The following is a 17,376-nucleotide window of genomic DNA, read 5'->3' as shown; positions in this document are numbered from 1 at the left end:
GGCGCGCACTTAGCCAAGCCTTACCAATGCGGCTCGTGCCCGTCTCGTTCTCCCACGTGCCGGGTCCGTGTCCGGGCCGTTCTCGATGGGATCAGATGTCAGCGTCAGCATCAGCACCGGTGCGGGCCGCCGCCGCGCCGCCAGGGGCGCCCCGGCCCCCACGCCTCTCCCGACGCGCGACCACGACGGCCGCGGCGGTCGTCGCCCTGCTGCTGGCGGTCCTGCTGAGCCTCGCCGTGGGGGCGCGTTCCATCCCTCCGGGCGAGGTGGTCGACGCCCTGCTGCACGGCGGGGACTCCGACGCCGCCCAGGTGATCCGCACGATGCGGGTGCCGCGCACGCTCATCGGCCTGATGGTCGGTGCGGCGCTGGCGCTCGCGGGCACGGTGCTCCAGGGCATCACCCGCAACCCCATCGCCGACCCCGGCATCCTCGGCATCAGCCAGGGCGCGTCGGTGGCGGTGGTGGTGGCCATCGCGTTCGCCGGGGTGCACACGCTGACCGGATACGTGTGGTTCGCCTTCGCGGGCGCGGCCGTCGCCTCGGTCGCCGTGTACGCCATCGCGGCCCGCGGACGCGGTGGGGCGACTCCGGTGAAGCTCGCGCTCGGCGGCGCGGCGATCAACGCGCTGCTGGTGTCGGTCACGATGGGCGTGCTCACGACGAAGGCGTCCGCGCTCGACGAGTTCCGCTTCTGGCAGGTCGGTTCGATCGCGGGCCGGGAGGCGGACGTCGCCCAGCAGGTGTGGCCGTTCCTCCTGGTCGGGGCGGTTCTCGTGCTCTCCGTCGCCCGCGGCCTGGACGCGCTCGCGCTCGGCGAGGACGTGGCCAAGGGGCTCGGGCAGAACGTCGCCGCGGTCCGGATCGTCGGCGGGGTCGGCGCGACCGTGCTGACCGGCGTCGGGGTGGCCGCCGCCGGGCCGATCGCGTTCATCGGGCTCGCCGTCCCGCACATCGCCCGCGCCGTCGTCGGCAGCGACCACCGCTGGGTGCTGCCCATGGCGGCGCTGCTGGGGCCGGTGATGCTGCTGGTCTCGGACGTCGTCGGCCGGATCGTGTTCCCGCCGAGCGAGGTCCCGGCGGGTGTGATGACGGCCCTGATCGGGGTGCCGTTCCTGGTCGCCCTCGTACGCCGGAAGGGGGTGCCGGCATGAGCGCCACGCGTGCGCCCGAGAAGCGCGAGAAGCCTGGGCGGGAGGCGCCCGTACGGGTCCGGCCCGCCGGGTACGCCGTCGTGAAGGCCGGGCCGCGGGGCCGGTTCCTGCTGCACCGGCGGGCCTCCCTCGTCGCGGCGGCCCTGACCGTCCTGCTGGCCGCCGTCTGCGTCGCCTACCTCTGCGTCGGGGAGAGCTTCGTCGCACCCGGCGAGGCCGTGAAGGTGATCCTCGGGCAGCCGTCGTCGGCCGAGCTGGTCGTGGGCACGCTGCGGCTGCCGCGCATGGTCGTCGGGCTGCTGGTCGGCCTCGCGTTCGGGATCGCCGGGGCGCTGATCCAGACGGTGGCCCGCAACCCGCTGGCCAGCCCCGACATCATCGGCATCAGCCAGGGCGCGAGCGCGCTCACCGTCGGCGCGATGACCTTCGGCATCACCTCGTACACCGTCCTGCCCTACCTCTCCGTCGCCGGCGGCATCGCGGCGGCGGCCCTCGTCTACGTCTTCGCGTGGCGCGGCGGCCTGCACGCCGCGCGCTTCGTCCTCATCGGCATCGGTTTCGCCATCGCGCTGCGGTCGGTGACCACACTGTTCCTGACCAAGGGCGACTACCTCGTCGCCCAGCAGGCGCAGATCTGGATGACAGGTTCGCTCAACGGGCGCGGCTGGTCCGAGGCCGCCCCGATCGGGTGGACGCTGGTGGTCCTGCTGCCAGCCGTCGTCTGGGCGGCCCGGGCGCAGCGCACCGTCACGATGGACGACGACACCGCCACCGCGCTGGGCGTGCGGCTGGGGCGCGTACGGCTGGGACTGGTCGCCCTCGGCGTGGTCCTGGCCTCCGTGGCGACGGGCACGGCCGGTCCGGTGGACTTCGTGGCGCTGCTCGCCCCGCAGATCGCCCGGCGCACGACCCGGACCGCGCAGATCCCCCTGCTGTCCTCGGCGCTGCTGGGCGCGGTGATCGTCGTCGGCGGCGATCTGCTCGCCCGCAGGCTGTTCTCGCCCACCGAACTGCCCGTGGGAGTCCTCACGGCGGCGGTCGGCGCCCCGTATCTGATCTGGCTGATCATCCGCGGTCACCGCGGCCGCAGTGGAGGCACCGCATGAGCCCGACGACCGACGCAGGCACCGGCACCGGCACCGGGGCGGAGACGGGGACCGGCGGCAGGCTGGCCGCCCGCTCCCTGACCCTCGCGTACGAGGACCGCACCGTGGTCCGCGAACTCGACCTCACCGTGCCCGACGGCCGGGTCACCGTCATCGTCGGCCCGAACGCCTGCGGCAAGTCCACCACCCTGCGGGCGCTCGGCCGGCTGCTGAAGCCGCAGGGCGGGGCGGTCCTGCTGGACGGCACGGAGCTGGCGCGGATACCGACGAAGCAGATCGCCCGGTCCATCGGGCTGCTCCCCCAGACCCCGGTGGCGCCCGAGGCGATCACCGTCTCCGACCTGGTCGCGCGGGGCCGCCAGCCGCACCAGAGCTGGTGGCAGCAGTGGTCGGACGAGGACGAGCGGGCGGTGACCGACGCCATGGCCCGTACGGACGTGACGGCGCTCGCCGACCGGCCGGTGGACGAGCTGTCGGGCGGCCAGCGCCAGCGGGTGTGGATCGCGATGGCGCTGGCCCAGGACACCGACCTGCTGCTGCTCGACGAGCCGACGACCTACCTCGACATCGCGCACCAGGTGGAAGTCCTGGACCTGGTGCGCCAGCTGGCCTCCCCGGCGGCGGACGGCACCCGGGGCCGCACGGTCGTCACCGTGCTGCACGACCTCAACCAGGCCGCCCGGTACGCGGATCGCCTGGTCGCGATGAAGGAGGGCCGGATCGTCGCCGAGGGGCGGCCCGGGGACATCGTCACCGCCGACCTGGTCCGCGAGGTCTTCGGCCTGGAGGCGGTGGTCGTCCCGGACCCGGTGACGGGTTCGCCGCTCGTCGTACCGGGCGCGCCCTGGGCCCCGGCGTCCCCCGCGGCCCCCCGGGGCCCGGCAGCGCCCGCGACCGATCACGCTTCCGGCCCCGGCTCCGGCTCCCCTTCTGTTCCCGTTACCGGTTCTGGCTCCGCCGCCGGCTCACCCTCCTCCTCCGTCTCCCCTCCCGGAAAGGTCCTCTGACCCATGGCTCCGCACCGCTCCCGCCCCCGCGCCCTGGCCGCCGTCTCCCTGGCGACGGCCGCCGCGCTGACCCTGGCCGCCTGTGGTTCGTCGTCCGGCGACTCCGACTCCCGCTCCGGTTCCGACGCCGGGTCGGCCGGCTCCACCCGTACCGTCAAGACGGCGATGGGCGACGTGAAGGTCAAGGAGGCCCCCGAGCGGGTGGTCGTCCTGGACACCGCCGAACTGGACTCGGCCCTCACCCTCGGCGTGAAGCCGGTCGGCTCGACCCACGCGGACGTGAAGTCCGGGTTCCTGAACTACCTGCCCGAGGACCGGGTCGCGGGCATCGAGGACGTCGGCCAGATGATGACCCCGAACCTGGAGGCCATCGCCGCGCTGAAGCCCGACCTCATCCTCACCAGCAAGGTCCGGCACGGCGACAAGTACGCGGAGCTGTCCAAGATCGCGCCGACCGTGATGACGGAGAACACCGGCTACCCCTGGAAGGAGAACTTCCAGCTCCACGCGGAGGCCCTCGGCAAGAAGAACGAGGCCGAGAAGGTCACCGCCGACTACGCCCGCCACGTGGCGGAGGTGACGAAGGCGCTCGGCGGCAAGGCGAAGGCCGCCGGGACCGAGGTCAACATGGTCCGCTTCATCGAGGGCGCGGACATCCGCATCTACGGCAAGAAGAACTACATCGCCACGATCCTGGCCGACGTGGGCCTGGGCCGCCCCGCGATCACCGACAAGGCCGCGGACGGGTTCTCGTACGACGTCAGCCCCGAGAAGATCGACCTCGCGGACGCGGACGTGGTCTTCCACTCGACCTACGGCGACCCGAAGAAGGCCAAGGAGACGGAGACCACCGGCGGCGGCCTGTGGAAGAACATGGACGCCGTGAAGAACGGCAAGGTCTTCGCCGTCGACGACCAGCTGTGGATCCAGGGCATCGGGTACACGGCGGCCGACAAGATCCTCGACGAGCTGCGCACGAAGCTGACGAAGTAGCCACCACGCGCGGGGGCCGGGCAGTCCGCCGCCCGCCCCCGCCCGGACATAGCCGCCACCCGCCCGTCCACGGCGCGCGGCCGGGTCTCACCCCGTCCGTCTCCGCGCGCGCCACACCAGGTAGAGCGCGGAGGCGACGGCGGCGATGCGGACCACCCACGGCCACATGCCCAGCATGACCTCCCGCATCGTGCCCTCGCGGATCGCATCGCCCCAGCGCCCGTCCATCCGCCCCCACACCCACACGAGCGCCCCGGCCGCCACCACCGCCGGCAGACCGAGGGCCGCCCACTTGGCCTCCCTGCGGGAGAGGGTGCGCGAGCTGTACGCGATCAGCCAGCCACCCGCCAGCGGCAGCCAGGAACCGGTGACCACACCGGCGACGAGCAGGACGGCGGCCAGGAGCAGCAACGGGTGGGCGAAGCCGCCCCGGGGGCCGGGCTCGGCGAGGGCGGGCTCGGCGACGGCGGGGGCGGCCTTGCGGCGGCGGAGCTTGACCAGGCGCAGGGCGCGGCGGCGAACGGCGGTGCCCTCCCCGGCTCCGGCCTTCCCGGCCCCGGCTCCGGCCTTCCCCGCGGTGGCCCCGGCTCCGGCCTTCCCGGCGGCGGCTTCCGCGTCGGCCGACTCGTCGTCCCCCTCCGCGCCCGCCGGCTCCTTCCCGCCGGGCCCCGGCCGCCTCCCGAGCAGCTCCGGGGCCTCGATGCCGCCGAAGAAGCCGGGAACGGCGGTCCCCTCGTCGAAGGGCCCCGGCTCCAGCCGCCACCAGTCGGTCGCGTCGCCGGAGCCCCCCTGCTGATCCTGGCCGAGCATGTGCGGGGCGGAAGGGTCGGGCCAGGCGCGGACGGGGACGCCGTCGTCCCCGGCCGCCGTCCCGTCGTCGTCGCGGGCGGGGGCCGGAGGGGGCACGGATGCGCCACCGTCCCTGGCGGCGCGGGAAGCCCCCGTGCCCGCATCCGTGCCCGTGCCCGCGCCCGTATCCGCGCCCGCGCCCGTATCCGCAGGACGCTCACCGTGCCGCGGGGCGGCCCCGGCGGCACGGCGCGACGCGCCCCACCCGAAACCGGCTTTCGGCTTCCCCGGCCCCGGGGCGCCCGGCCGTTCACCGCGTCCCTCCGGCTCCTTCGGCGCTCCCGGCTCCTTGCGCAGCAGCCCGCTCCGGGGCCGGGGGAGGCTCCGCCGTGCCGACTCGCCCGCTCCCGCCCCCGCGCCGGGCCGGGCGGGCGGCGGCGGAACCGTGCCGTCGCCGGACTCGGCCGCCGCGGCGACCAGTTCGTCCGGGCTCCCCAGCCTGCCGATGATGCGCCGCACGGCCGCCGGGGAGTCCGCGCCCGCCCTGCCGCGCTGCCGGTCGATCTCGCCCCGGAGCGACGAGACGAGCCGCATCCGGGCGGCCGAGGACAGCTGTTGCCGCTGGGCCAGGTCGCCGACCCGGCTCAGGTAGTCGTAGACGAGCTGGTCGCTCTCGATCCCCACTGCGGTGCATCCCCTCTACCGGCCCTGCCCCGACGGTAGCGTTCCAGCGGCTACCGTGGGACGGATGGGGACGACCACACCACCGCGCACGCTCGCCGAAGCCCTGCGCGCCCGGGGCGACGAATCGCTGGCCGGGCTGCTGCGTGCCCGCCCCGACCTCCTGAACCCGGTGCCGAACGACATCACCCAGCTCGCCACCCGCGCCGGCACCCGGGCGTCGGTGGTCCGGGCGCTGGAGCACCTGGACCGGTTCGCGCTGCAGACCGCCGAGGCGCTGGCGGTGGCCCCGGACCCGGCCCCGTACGGCACGCTCCTGTCCCTCCTCACCGGCGACGGGCTCGACGACGGGGAGCAGCGCGAGGACGCGGGGGCGGCGATCACCGCCGCGCTCCCGGGCGCGCTGGCGACGCTGCGCGAACAGGCCCTGGTCTGGGGCGAGGACGACCGGCTGCGGCTGGTGCGCACCGCCCGCGAACTGCTCGCTCCGTCCCCGCAGCACCCCTCCCCCACCGGTCTCGGCCCCACGGTCGCGGAGGCGACGGCGGGCATGTCGCCCGGCCGCCTCCAGGAGATCCTGGCGGCGACCGGCCTGCCCGCCACGCACGACCCGGTCTCGGCGGTGGCCGCGCTGTCCTCCCTGTTCACGGACCGGACGCGGATGGCGGAGCTGCTGGACACCGCGCCGGTGGAGGCGCTGTCGGTGCTGGACCGGCTGGTGTGGGGGCCGCCGTACGGAGAGGTCACGCCGAACCCGACCCCGCCCGTGAAGTGGCTGCGCGACCGGGGCCTGCTGCTGCCGGTCTCCACCCGCACGGTGGTGCTGCCGCGCGAGGCCGCCCTCCACCTGCGCGCCGGCCGCGCCCACCGCGTACCCGAGCCGGCGCCCCCGGCCGTCGCGACGGCCGCCGAACGCGATCCCCAGGCTGTGGACAGGGCGGCGGCGGGCCAGGCGTTCACGGCGCTGGCCACGGTCGAGGAGCTGCTGAAGCACTGGAACGGCGGCGGCCCGCCGATCCTGCGCGCGGGCGGCCTGAGCGTACGGGAGCTGAAGCGCACCGCGACCGCGCTGGACGTGCCGGAGCCGATCGCCGCCTTCTGGGTCGAACTGGCCTACGGCGCGGGGCTGGTGGCGTCCGACGGGGAGAGCGACGAGCGGTACGCGCCGACGCCCGCCTCCGACGAATGGCTCGACCTGTCCGCCGGTGACCGCTGGACGCACCTGGCCACCGCCTGGCTCGCCGCGACCCGGACGCCGGGCCTGGTCGGCGGCCAGGACGCCAAGGGCCGGGCCCTGTCCGCGCTCGGCCCGGAGCTGGACCGCTCGGCCGCCCCCGACGTACGCCGCCGGGTGCTGGCCCTCTTCGCCGAACTGCCGCCGGGCGCCGCGCCGGACCCGGAGACGCTGCTGCGGCGGCTGCGCTGGGAACGCCCGCTGCGCGGCGGCCCCGCCCCGGGGAGCTCCGGTACCGCGGAGGGGACGGACCTCCGCTCGCGGCTCGCGCTGTGGACGCTCAACGAGGCGGAGCTGCTGGGCATCACGGGCCGGGGCGCACTGTCCTCACAGGCCCGGGCGCTGCTGGAGGAGGGCGAGGGAGCCGCGGCGGCGCTCCTCGCCCCTCTCCTCCCCGACCCCCTGGACCACGTGCTGCTCCAGGCCGACCTGACGGCGGTGGCGCCGGGGCCGCTGGAACGCCCGCTGGCGGAGACGCTGTCCGTCCTGGCCGACGTCGAGTCGAAGGGCGGGGCGACGGTGTACCGCTTCACGCCCGGCTCGGTGCGCCGCGCCCTGGACGCCGGGCAGTCGGCGTCCGACCTGCACGCGTTCCTGGCCGCGCACAGCCGCACGCCGGTACCGCAGCCGCTGAGCTACCTGATCGACGACGTGGCCCGCCGCCACGGGCACCTGCGGATCGGGGCGGCGTCCGCGTACGTACGGTGCGACGACGAGGCGGTCCTCAACGAGATCCTGGCCGACCGCCGCTCCACGGGCCTGCGCCTGCGCCGCCTCGCGCCCACGGTCCTGGCCTCCCAGTCCGATCCCGGACCGCTCCTCGAAGCGCTGCGCGACATGGGGTACGCCCCGGCCGCCGAGTCCGCCGAGGGCGACGTCCTGATCACCCGCGCCGGCGCCCGCCGCACCCCTCCCCGCACGCCTCCGGTCCCGGTCCCCGAGGGCCCGCCGACCCCGGACGACACCCTGCTCGGCGCGGCGGTCCGGGCCATCCGCGCGGGCGACACGGCCGCCACGGTGATCCGCAAGGACACGTCCGAGGACGCGTCGTCCCCCACCCCTTCCGGCTCGCTCCCCCGCACCACCTCCGCCGAGACCCTGGCCACGGTCCAGGCGGCCGCGATGACGGGCTCCACGGTCTGGATCGGCTACGTCAACGCGGACGGCGCGGCCAGCCAGCGCGTGATCGCCCCGGTCCGCGTGGAGGGCGGCTTCGTCACGGCGTACGACCACACGGCCGACGAGGTCCGCACCTACCCGCTGCACCGGATCACGGGGGTGGCGGAGCTGGCGGAGGACGGGGAGGGGTAGGGGCGGGGCGCCGCGGCCGACCGGGCGAGACCGGACACCGAGCCCGCACCGGCCCGCCCGTCGCCCCCGCCCGGGCGCGGTGCCGCCCCGACCGCGTTCTGCGATGCTGCGGCCATGTCCTTCTCCCGCCGGAGCCCCGAGCCCGTGTCGCCCCACCCGCCCGCCGGGCCGATGCCCCCGCTGCTCACGCAGTCCTGGCTGGACCTGGCGTTCCTGCACTGGGCGGTCGATCCGGCGGACGTGGCGCCGCTGCTGCCGCCGGGGACCGTGCCGGACACGTTCGACGGGGCGACGACGTATGTGGGGCTGGTGGCGTTCCGGATGTACCGGGTGGGGGTGCTCGGGCTGCCGGGGTTCCCCTACCTCGGCACCTTTCCCGAGACCAATGTGCGGCTCTACTCCGTGGACGGGCAGGGCCGCCGCGGTGTCGTCTTCCGGTCGCTCGACGCCTCGCGGCTCATCCCGGTCCTCGTGGCGCGGGCCGCGTTCCGGTTGCCGTACGTGTGGTCCCGGATGGGCGTCGAGCGCTCCGGTGACACTCTCACGTACACCAGCGGCCGCCGTTGGCCCGGCCCGCGCGGCGCACGCAGCCGGATCGTGCTGCGGCCGGGGGAGGCGATCGGGGAGCCCACGCCCCTGGAGCACTTCCTGACGGCCCGCTGGGCGCTGCACAGCTCGTTCTTCTTCGGACGGACCGCCTGTCTGCCCAACGTCCACCCCCGCTGGCCGCTCCACCGGGCGGAGCTGCTGGAGTGCGACGAGGACCTGGTGGCGGCGGGCGGGCTGCCCGCACCGGTCGGCGAGCCGATGAGCGTGCTGTACTCCCCCGGCGTCCCGGTCCGGTTCGGGCCGCAGCGCAGGCCCCGCCTCCGAGGCTGACCGCGCGCCCGCCCCGTCCCGCCCCCGATGCGGCACACTGGACGTTTGGCCGCAGCCGTGGCCGTACCCCGCAGAAAGGGCCGAAGCGCGTGACCGGACCCCTCATCGTCCAGAGCGACAAGACGCTGCTCCTCGAAGTCGACCACGACCTGGCGGACGCCTGCCGTCGTGCCATCGCGCCGTTCGCGGAGCTGGAGCGTGCGCCCGAGCACATCCACACGTACCGGGTCACCCCGCTCGGGCTGTGGAACGCCCGTGCCGCCGGGCACGACGCCGAGCAGGTCGTCGACGCCCTGGTCGAGTACTCCCGCTACCCCGTGCCGCACGCGCTCCTGGTCGACATCGCCGAGACGATGGCGCGGTACGGGCGGCTCACCCTGTCCAAGCACCCCGTGCACGGACTCGTCCTCACCACCACCGACCGGCCCGTGCTGGAGGAGATCCTCCGGTCGAAGAAGGTCCAGCCGCTGGTCGGGGCCCGGATCGACCCGGACACCGTGGCCGTCCACCCCTCCGAGCGCGGGCAGGTCAAGCAGACGCTGCTCAAGCTGGGGTGGCCCGCCGAGGACCTCGCCGGTTACGTGGACGGGGAGGCCCACCCGATCGAGCTGGCCGAGGACGGCTGGTCGCTGCGGCCGTACCAGAAGCAGGCCGTGGAGGGGTTCTGGCACGGTGGCTCGGGGGTCGTCGTGCTGCCCTGCGGCGCCGGGAAGACGCTGGTGGGGGCCGGCGCGATGGCGCAGGCCAAGGCCACCACCCTGATCCTGGTCACCAACACCGTCTCCGCCCGGCAGTGGAAGCACGAGCTGGTGAAGCGGACCTCGCTGACCGAGGACGAGATCGGCGAGTACAGCGGGACCAGGAAGGAGATCCGGCCGGTCACCATCGCCACCTACCAGGTGCTGACCACCCGGCGGAAGGGCGTCTACCCGCACCTGGAGCTGTTCGACTCCCGCGACTGGGGCCTGGTCGTCTACGACGAGGTCCACCTGCTGCCCGCGCCCGTCTTCAAGTTCACCGCCGACCTCCAGGCCCGGCGGCGGCTGGGGCTCACGGCGACGCTCGTGCGCGAGGACGGGCGGGAGTCCGACGTCTTCTCGCTCATCGGGCCGAAGCGGTTCGACGCCCCGTGGAAGGAGATCGAGGCGCAGGGCTACATCGCGCCCGCCGACTGCGTCGAGGTCCGGGTCAACCTCACCGACTCCGAGCGGCTGGCGTACGCGACCGCCGAGACGGAGGAGAAGTACCGGTTCTGCGCCACCACCGCCACCAAGCGGAAGGTGACCGAGGCGCTGGTGCGCAAGCACCAGGGCGAGCAGACCCTCGTCATCGGCCAGTACATCGACCAGCTCGACGAGCTGGGCGAGCACCTGGACGCCCCGGTCATCAAGGGCGAGACCAGCAACGCCCAGCGCGAGAAGCTGTTCGAGGCGTTCCGCCAGGGCGAGATCAGCGTTCTGGTCGTCTCCAAGGTCGCCAACTTCTCCATCGACCTGCCCGAGGCCACCGTCGCCATCCAGGTCTCCGGCACCTTCGGGTCGCGCCAGGAGGAGGCCCAGCGGCTGGGCCGCGTCCTGCGGCCGAAGGCCGACGGGCACGAGGCGCGGTTCTACTCGGTCGTCGCCCGCGACACCATCGACCAGGACTTCGCGGCGCACCGCCAGCGGTTCCTGGCCGAGCAGGGGTACGCGTACCGCATCGTCGACGCGGACGAACTGCTCGCCGGCGACTGAGGCGCCCGGTGGGGCGGGCGTCAGCGGCTCCGGCCGACGACGCCCGCCTCTTCCGCGTACTCTCCCAGGACGACGACGCCGAACGCGGTGGTCACGAACACCTTCACGGCGCGCATCGCGTCCCCGACGCGGTGGGGTCGGTGGTCACCGGTCGCCGCGGTCGCGCCGTGCGCGGGGCCGGTCGTGCGGGGGTTCAGGGTGGCTGTGCTCATGTATCCATGGTGCTCCTGTCACCCGTTCGGGCGCGTCGGCCCGCAGACGGAACCCGTACGCCGACCGGGTCGGTCCGCAGACGGAAGCCCGGGTGCGGCGCGTAGCCCTCCGGTACCGCCCGGGCGCCCACGCCCCCTACGGGTATCCCCCGGCCCTCTCCGTCCGGGAGCTCGCCCACGCCCTCCCCGGTCGGGGGACGGTCCGGGCCGCTCCCCGCCCCGGTCCGCCCGGGCCGTCCCCCGACCGGACCGGCGCCCCCGCGCCCCCGGGCCTCCGCCCCGTGGAGATCGGTATTCCGTTTCGCCCGGGCCCCGCCCTGTGACTACAATCGCCGCTCTGCCCGCCTCCCGAACCGTGGTACCGGCCCTTCACCGCCGGCAGCCGGGGGAGCGCCGCCGGCCGGACGGAAACCGGCCTGCACCCATGCGAACCAACCTTCCGAGCGGACCGCCGCCCCGGCTCCCCAGCCGGTCGCAGGACGCGGTCCGCCGTCCTGCGTTGAAGAGCCGGAGGCAACACCGTGCCCGCGCACGTAGCAGAGAGCGATTCCCCGCCCGACCCCACCGGAACCACCGACCCCCTGGCGCACGAGCGTGCCCACCTCGCCGCGTCCCGCGCCGCCCTGCGCGGGATGCGCGAGGACGTCCAGGCACTCGACATCCGCGACGTCACCGCGAACTGGGTCAACGCCGCCGTCCTCCAGTCCCAGATCGACGACCGCATCAAGGCGCTCGCCGACCTCTCGCACACCCCGCTGTTCTTCGGCCGCCTCGACTATCTGCACGCCGTCGGCGGCGAACTGGCCGAGGGCGCGGACGGCGAGCGGTTCTACATCGGCCGCCGCCACGTCCACGACGCCGTCGGCGACCCCATGGTCATCGACTGGCGTGCGCCGGTCTCGCAGCCGTACTACCAGGCGTCCCGCACCGACCCCCGGGACGTGGTGCTGCGCCGCCGCTTCGGTTACACCGGCGGCGAGCTGACCGCGTACGAGGACGAGCACCTCACCGACCCCGCCGAGGCCGAGCACACCAGCCGCCTCCTCCAGGCGGAGATCGAGCGGCCGCGCGTCGGCCCGATGCGCGACATCGTCGCCACCATCCAGCCCGAGCAGGACGAGATCGTCCGCAGCGGCCTCGGCGGGACCGTCTGCGTGCAGGGCGGGCCCGGCACCGGGAAGACCGCCGTGGGCCTGCACCGGGTGGCGTACCTGCTGTACGCGCACCGCGAGCGCCTGGCCCGTACCGGCACCCTGGTCATCGGGCCGAACCGTTCCTTCCTCCACTACATCGAGCAGGTCCTGCCCGCCCTCGGGGAGTTGGAGGTCAAGCAGGCCACCGTCGACGACCTGGTGCGCGCCGGGGTCGAGGTCCGGGGCGAGGACGAGGCCGCCACCGCCGTCGTCAAGGGCGACGCCCGGATGGCGGAGGTGCTGCGGCGGGCGGTCCGCTCCCATGTCACCGCCCCCGTCGAGCCCGTCGTCGTGGTGCGCGGCTCCCGCCGCTGGCGGGTGCCCGCCCACGAGATCCAGGAGATGGTCGACGAGCTGCTGGCCCGCGACATGCGGTACGGGGCCGCGCACGAGGCGCTGCCGCAGCGGATCGCGCACGCCGTCCTCGTCCGGATGGAGGAGGCCGGGGAGGCCCCCGACGACCGGGTGCAGAACGCGGTGGCCCGGAACCCGGCGGTGAAGGCGGCCGTGAAGGCGGTCTGGCCCGCCGTGGACCCGGCCAAACTGGTACTGCGGCTGCTGTCCGACGCGGAGTTCCTGGCCGCGCACGCCGAGGGGCTGCTGAGCGAGGAGGAGCAGGAGCGGCTCCTGTGGGCGAAGCCCGCCCGCAGCGTGAAGTCGGCGAAGTGGTCGGCGGCGGACGCGGTGCTGATCGACGAGGCCACCGACCTGATCACCCGTACGCACTCGCTCGGCCATGTGGTGCTCGACGAGGCGCAGGACCTGTCCCCCATGCAGTACCGGGCGGTGGGGCGGCGGTGTTCGACCGGTTCCGCCACCGTCCTCGGCGACCTGGCGCAGGGGACGACGCCGTGGTCCACGGAGAGCTGGGCCGAGGCGCTGTTCCACCTGGGCAAGGCGGACGCGGTGGTGGAGGAGCTGACGGCCGGTTTCCGCGTGCCGCGCGAAGTGATCGCGTACGCCTCCCGGCTGCTGCCCGCGATCTCGCCGGGGCTGGCGCCGGTGGAGTCGGTGCGCGAGTCGCCCGGTTCGCTGGTCGTACGGGAGGTGGCGGGCGGTGCGGACGGGCTGGACGCGGCCGTGGTCGCCGCCTGCGAGGAGTCGCTGCGCCACGAGGGGTCGATCGGGCTGATCGCCGCCGACGCGCGGATTCCGGCGCTGGGTGCGGCGTTGGCGGAGGCGGGGCACGCGTACCTCTCGCCGGGCGAGGAGACGACCGCCGAGTCCCGGCTGACGCTGGTGCCGGCGTCGCTCGCCAAGGGGCTGGAGTACGACTACGTGGTGCTGGACGAACCGGCGGCGGTGGTCGACGGCGAACCGGACGAGCGGACCGGGCTGCGGCGGCTGTACGTGGCGCTGACGCGTGCGGTCTCGGGGCTCACGGTGCTGCACGCGGCGCCGCTGCCGGGGGCGCTGGCGTAGGGCGGGGGCGCGAGGGGCCGGGGCGGGGCGGGGGCCGGGAGCGCTGGCGCAGGGCGGGGGCGAGGGGCCGGGCGAGCGAGCCCCGGCTCCCGCCCGTCCCGGCCGTGCCACGGCTCCCGCCCGTCCCGGCCGTGCCACGGCTCCCGCCCGTCCCGGCCGTGCCACGGCTCCCGCCCGTCCCGGACGCCCACGGCTCCCGGCCGTGCCACAGCTTCCGCCCGTCCCGCCCGTGCCCCGGCTTCCGCCCGCCCCGGGCGGGGCTCAGCCGTCCAGCGCCTCGCGCCACTGCCGTACGGCTGCCGCGTCCACCGGGCCCGACCAGCCGGACGGCCGGGCCGCGCCGCCGATGTGGACCGCGTCGATGCCCGCCGCCCGCAGTTCGGGCAGGTGGTGCAGGTGGAGGCCGCCCCCGACCAGGACCTGCGCCTCGTACCCCGGCTCGCCGCTCCGGGCCGCCTCGGCCACCAGGGTCGGGATGCCGGAGTCCACCCCGGCCGGGGAGCCCGCCGTGAGGAACGTGTCGAGGCCGGGCAGGTCCGCGAGCTGCTTGCGGAGGGCGTCGCGGTCGGCGGCCCGGTCGATCGCCCGGTGGAACGTCCACGCGCAGCCGTCCAGCTCCGCGACCAGCCGCTCGACGGCGACGAGGTCGGCGTGGCCCTCCTGGTCGAGGAAGCCGAAGACGAACGCGTCGGCCCCCGCCTCCCGCATCTCGTGGGCCTTGCCGACCAGAACATCGATGTCACCGGCGGCGAACCCGTCCGCCACCCTGAGCATCACGCGCAGCGGGATGTCCACGGCGGACCTGATCGCCGCGAAGGTCTCCCGGGACGGCGTCAGACCGTCGGCGGCCATGTCGGTGACCAGTTCGAGGCGGTCTGCGCCTCCGGCCTGGGCGGCGACCGCGTCCTCCGCGTCGAGAGCGATCACCTCCAGGACTGCACGGTTGCTCATGGGTCTCCATTCCTCCGATGCACAGCTATAGGTCTAGTCCAATGGCCAGCCTACGGGGCGGCGACTGGACAGCGCAGCCCTCTATAGGAACGTACGAGGGCGGCTGGGGGCGAGCCGACCCGCGCCCTCCGTCGCGATCACCCCTTGCAATTCATAGGGGAGGGGGGTATACATGAAGCAGATGGTGATACCCCCTAGGGGTATCTAAGACAGAGGACGGCCCCAGGGAGGACCCCGTGTCCGCGCATTCCGCCACCACCGACACCAGCGCCGTCGGCTCCGACGCCGGCACGGCCGCGGTCGAGCTCGCGATCGGCGGGATGACCTGCGCCTCGTGCGCGGCCCGGATCGAGAAGAAGCTCAACCGGATGGACGGCGTCGAGGCCACCGTGAACTACGCCACCGAGAAGGCGAAGGTCACGTACCAGGGCTCCGAGGTCTCCGTCGACGACCTGATCGCGACCGTCGAGGCTACCGGCTACACCGCCCGCCGGCCCGCCCCGCCCGCCACCGCCCGCCCGGCCGGGGGCGGCGCGGACGCGGTGGACGCCCCCGCGCAGGAGGCGGAGGACGCCGGGCTGACCACGTTGCGCCAGCGCCTGATCACCGCCGTCGTCCTCGCCGTACCGGTGATCGCGATGGCGATGGTCCCGGCGCTCCAGTTCGACTACTGGCAGTGGCTCTCGCTGACCCTGACCGCGCCGGTCGTCACCTACGCCGCCTGGCCCTTCCACCGGGCCGCCTGGACCAACGCGAAGCACGGCGCGGCGACCATGGACACGCTGATCTCGGTCGGCACGTCGGCCGCGTTCCTCTGGTCGCTGTGGGCGCTGTTCTTCGGGACGGCGGGCATGGTCGGGATGACGCACCCGTTCGAGTTCACCATCGCCCGCAGCGACGGCGCCGGGAACATCTATCTGGAGGCCGCGGCCGGGGTGACGGCGTTCATCCTCGCCGGGCGCTACTTCGAGGCCCGTTCGAAGCGGAAGGCCGGGGCGGCGCTGCGGGCGCTGCTGGAGCTGGGCGCCAAGGAGGTCACCGTCCTGCGCGACGGCGTCGAGTCGACGATCCCGACCGCCGAACTCCAGGTCGGGGACCGCTTCCTGGTGCGCCCCGGGGAGAAGATCGCGACGGACGGGACGGTGGTGGAGGGCTCCTCCGCCGTGGACGCCTCGATGCTCACCGGCGAGTCCGTCCCCGTCGAGGTCGCCACCGGCGACCCCGTCACCGGAGCCACCCTCAACGCCGGCGGCCGCCTCGTCGTCGAAGCCACCCGCATCGGCGCCGACACCCAACTCGCCCGCATGGCCCAACTCGTCGAGGACGCCCAGAACGGCAAAGCCTCCGCACAACGCCTCGCCGACCGCATCTCCGCCGTCTTCGTCCCCGTCGTCATCGCCCTCGCCCTCGCCACCCTCGGCTACTGGCTCGGCAACGGCGCCGGACTCACCGCCGCCTTCACCGCCGCCGTCGCCGTCCTCATCATCGCCTGCCCCTGCGCCCTCGGCCTCGCCACCCCCACCGCCCTCATGGTCGGCACCGGACGCGGCGCCCAACTCGGCATCCTCATCAAAGGCCCCGAAGTCCTGGAGACCACCCGCCGCGCCGACACCATCGTCCTGGACAAGACCGGCACCGTCACCACCGGCCGCATGACCCTCCAGACCACCCATACCGCCCCCACCACCACCGAAACCGAAGTCCTCCGCCTCGCCGGCGCCCTGGAGAACGCCTCCGAACACCCCATCGCCCAAGCCGTCGCCACCGCCGCCACCACCGCCACCGGCCCCCTCCCCACCCCCGAGGACTTCCAGAACATCCCCGGACTCGGCGTCCAGGGCATCGTCGAGGGCCATGCCGTCCTCGTGGGGCGCGAACAGCTCCTGGCCGAGTGGGAGATCCGCCTCCCCGCCGCACTCGCCGAGGCGAAGCGGGCGGCGGAGGCCGCCGGGCGCACCGCGATCACCGTCGCCTGGGACGGCGAAGCACGCGCCGTGCTGGAGGTCGCCGACGCGGTGAAGGACACCAGCGCCGAAGCCATCCGCCGGCTCCGCGCCCTCGGTCTCACCCCGATCCTCCTGACCGGCGACAACCGGGCCGTGGCGGAGTCGGCCGCGGCCGAGGTCGGCATCGACGAGGTGTACGCGGAGGTCATGCCGCAGGACAAGGTCGACGTGGTCAAGCGCCTCCAGGCGGAGGGCCGTTCGGTCGCGATGGTCGGGGACGGGGTCAACGACGCCGCCGCCCTCGCCCAGGCCGACCTCGGACTGGCGATGGGCACCGGGACGGACGCCGCGATCGAGGCGGGCGACCTCACCCTCGTCCGGGGCGACCTCAACGCCGCCGCCGACGCGATCCGCCTCTCCCGCCGCACCCTCTCCACCATCCGCACCAACCTCTTCTGGGCCTTCGCCTACAACGTCGCGGCCCTCCCCCTGGCCGCCGCCGGGCTGCTCAACCCGATGATCGCCGGGGCGGCCATGGCCTTCTCGTCGGTCTTCGTGGTCGGCAACTCGCTGCGGCTGCGCACCTTCAAGGGCGCGTGAGACCGGCGCGGTGACGGAATCGAGCGCGGGGAGGCCTTCCGGGCCCCGCCGCGCTCGTGTGTGCGCGGGGAGGCGGGGAATGTCCGGTGTTCACCACCATCGGCTGAACAGTGGGTGAACTCGCGCCGGGCCACGAGGACTTCCGCCGACCCTCCCACCGGCTCG

Annotated in this window: 12 protein-coding genes; 9 read left to right on the top strand and 3 right to left on the bottom strand. The window is 74.7% G+C overall.

The genetic code is table 11. The annotated features are described in order from the left end of the window. Nucleotides 1-95: 95 nt before the first annotated feature. The 4 genes from ACH4K1_RS00455 to ACH4K1_RS00440 are packed head-to-tail and all read left to right on the top strand — an operon-like array spanning nt 96 to nt 4,260. Nucleotides 96-1,154, top strand: coding sequence for a FecCD family ABC transporter permease (locus ACH4K1_RS00455; RefSeq protein WP_398084897.1), 1,059 nt, complete (start codon nt 96-98; stop codon nt 1,152-1,154). Next, nucleotides 1,151-2,260 carry a FecCD family ABC transporter permease gene (locus ACH4K1_RS00450; RefSeq protein ID WP_398084895.1) on the top strand — a complete coding sequence of 370 codons (1,110 nt, stop codon included), beginning with the start codon at nt 1,151-1,153 and terminating at the stop codon, nt 2,258-2,260. The genes ACH4K1_RS00455 and ACH4K1_RS00450 overlap by 4 nt, the downstream gene beginning before the upstream one ends. After that, complete coding sequence (locus ACH4K1_RS00445; RefSeq protein ID WP_398084892.1) at nt 2,257-3,267, top strand: ABC transporter ATP-binding protein; 1,011 nt, start codon at nt 2,257-2,259, stop codon at nt 3,265-3,267. Before ACH4K1_RS00450 ends, ACH4K1_RS00445 begins: the two co-directional genes overlap by 4 nt. A 3-nt stretch (nt 3,268-3,270) precedes the next feature. Then, nucleotides 3,271-4,260: an ABC transporter substrate-binding protein gene (locus ACH4K1_RS00440; protein WP_398084889.1), complete on the top strand. Its 990-nt coding sequence runs from the start codon at nt 3,271-3,273 to the stop codon at nt 4,258-4,260. An 87-nt stretch (nt 4,261-4,347) separates the two neighbouring features. Here ACH4K1_RS00440 and ACH4K1_RS00435 read toward each other — a convergent pair whose 3' ends face one another. Next, a complete protein-coding gene (locus tag ACH4K1_RS00435; RefSeq protein WP_398084886.1) occupies nt 4,348-5,733 on the bottom strand; it encodes a hypothetical protein in 1,386 nt (461 codons plus the stop codon). A gap of 64 nt (nt 5,734-5,797) precedes the next feature. Here ACH4K1_RS00435 and ACH4K1_RS00430 point away from each other — a divergent pair, with 64 nt between their 5' ends. The 3 genes from ACH4K1_RS00430 to ACH4K1_RS00420 all read left to right on the top strand — a co-directional run bounded on the left by ACH4K1_RS00430 (nt 5,798) and on the right by ACH4K1_RS00420 (nt 10,887). Next, the gene (locus ACH4K1_RS00430; RefSeq protein ID WP_398084883.1) at nt 5,798-8,275 is read left to right on the top strand and encodes a helicase C-terminal domain-containing protein; all 2,478 of its coding nucleotides are present in this window, start codon (nt 5,798-5,800) and stop codon (nt 8,273-8,275) included. A 114-nt stretch (nt 8,276-8,389) separates the two neighbouring features. After that, nucleotides 8,390-9,154, top strand: a complete 765-nt coding sequence (locus tag ACH4K1_RS00425) for a YqjF family protein (RefSeq protein WP_398084880.1) — start codon at nt 8,390-8,392, stop codon at nt 9,152-9,154. An 89-nt stretch (nt 9,155-9,243) separates the two neighbouring features. Then, nucleotides 9,244-10,887 (top strand): DNA repair helicase XPB, encoded by a 1,644-nt coding sequence (locus tag ACH4K1_RS00420; RefSeq protein ID WP_398084877.1) that lies wholly within the window; start codon nt 9,244-9,246, stop codon nt 10,885-10,887. A gap of 20 nt (nt 10,888-10,907) precedes the next feature. Here ACH4K1_RS00420 and ACH4K1_RS00415 read toward each other — a convergent pair whose 3' ends face one another. After that, complete coding sequence (locus tag ACH4K1_RS00415; protein ID WP_398084875.1) at nt 10,908-11,099, bottom strand: hypothetical protein; 192 nt, start codon at nt 11,097-11,099, stop codon at nt 10,908-10,910. A 521-nt stretch (nt 11,100-11,620) separates the two neighbouring features. Here ACH4K1_RS00415 and ACH4K1_RS00410 point away from each other — a divergent pair. Then, nucleotides 11,621-13,714, top strand: coding sequence for a HelD family protein (locus ACH4K1_RS00410; protein ID WP_398084872.1), 2,094 nt, complete (start codon nt 11,621-11,623; stop codon nt 13,712-13,714). Nucleotides 13,715-13,975: 261 nt separating this feature from the next. On the opposite strand, the gene ACH4K1_RS00405 is transcribed toward ACH4K1_RS00410, so the two are convergent. Beyond that, a complete protein-coding gene (locus tag ACH4K1_RS00405; RefSeq protein ID WP_398084869.1) occupies nt 13,976-14,665 on the bottom strand; it encodes a copper homeostasis protein CutC in 690 nt (229 codons plus the stop codon). Between the two features lie 236 nt (nt 14,666-14,901). Here ACH4K1_RS00405 and ACH4K1_RS00400 point away from each other — a divergent pair, with 236 nt between their 5' ends. Continuing rightward, the gene (locus ACH4K1_RS00400; RefSeq protein WP_398084867.1) at nt 14,902-17,211 is read left to right on the top strand and encodes a heavy metal translocating P-type ATPase; all 2,310 of its coding nucleotides are present in this window, start codon (nt 14,902-14,904) and stop codon (nt 17,209-17,211) included. Nucleotides 17,212-17,376 lie beyond the last annotated feature (165 nt).

This window comes from Streptomyces sp. NPDC017448 (genome assembly GCF_044330565.1).
Taxonomy (GTDB): Bacteria; Actinomycetota; Actinomycetes; order Streptomycetales; family Streptomycetaceae; genus Streptomyces.
This window is presented reverse-complemented; position numbering and strand designations above follow the sequence as displayed.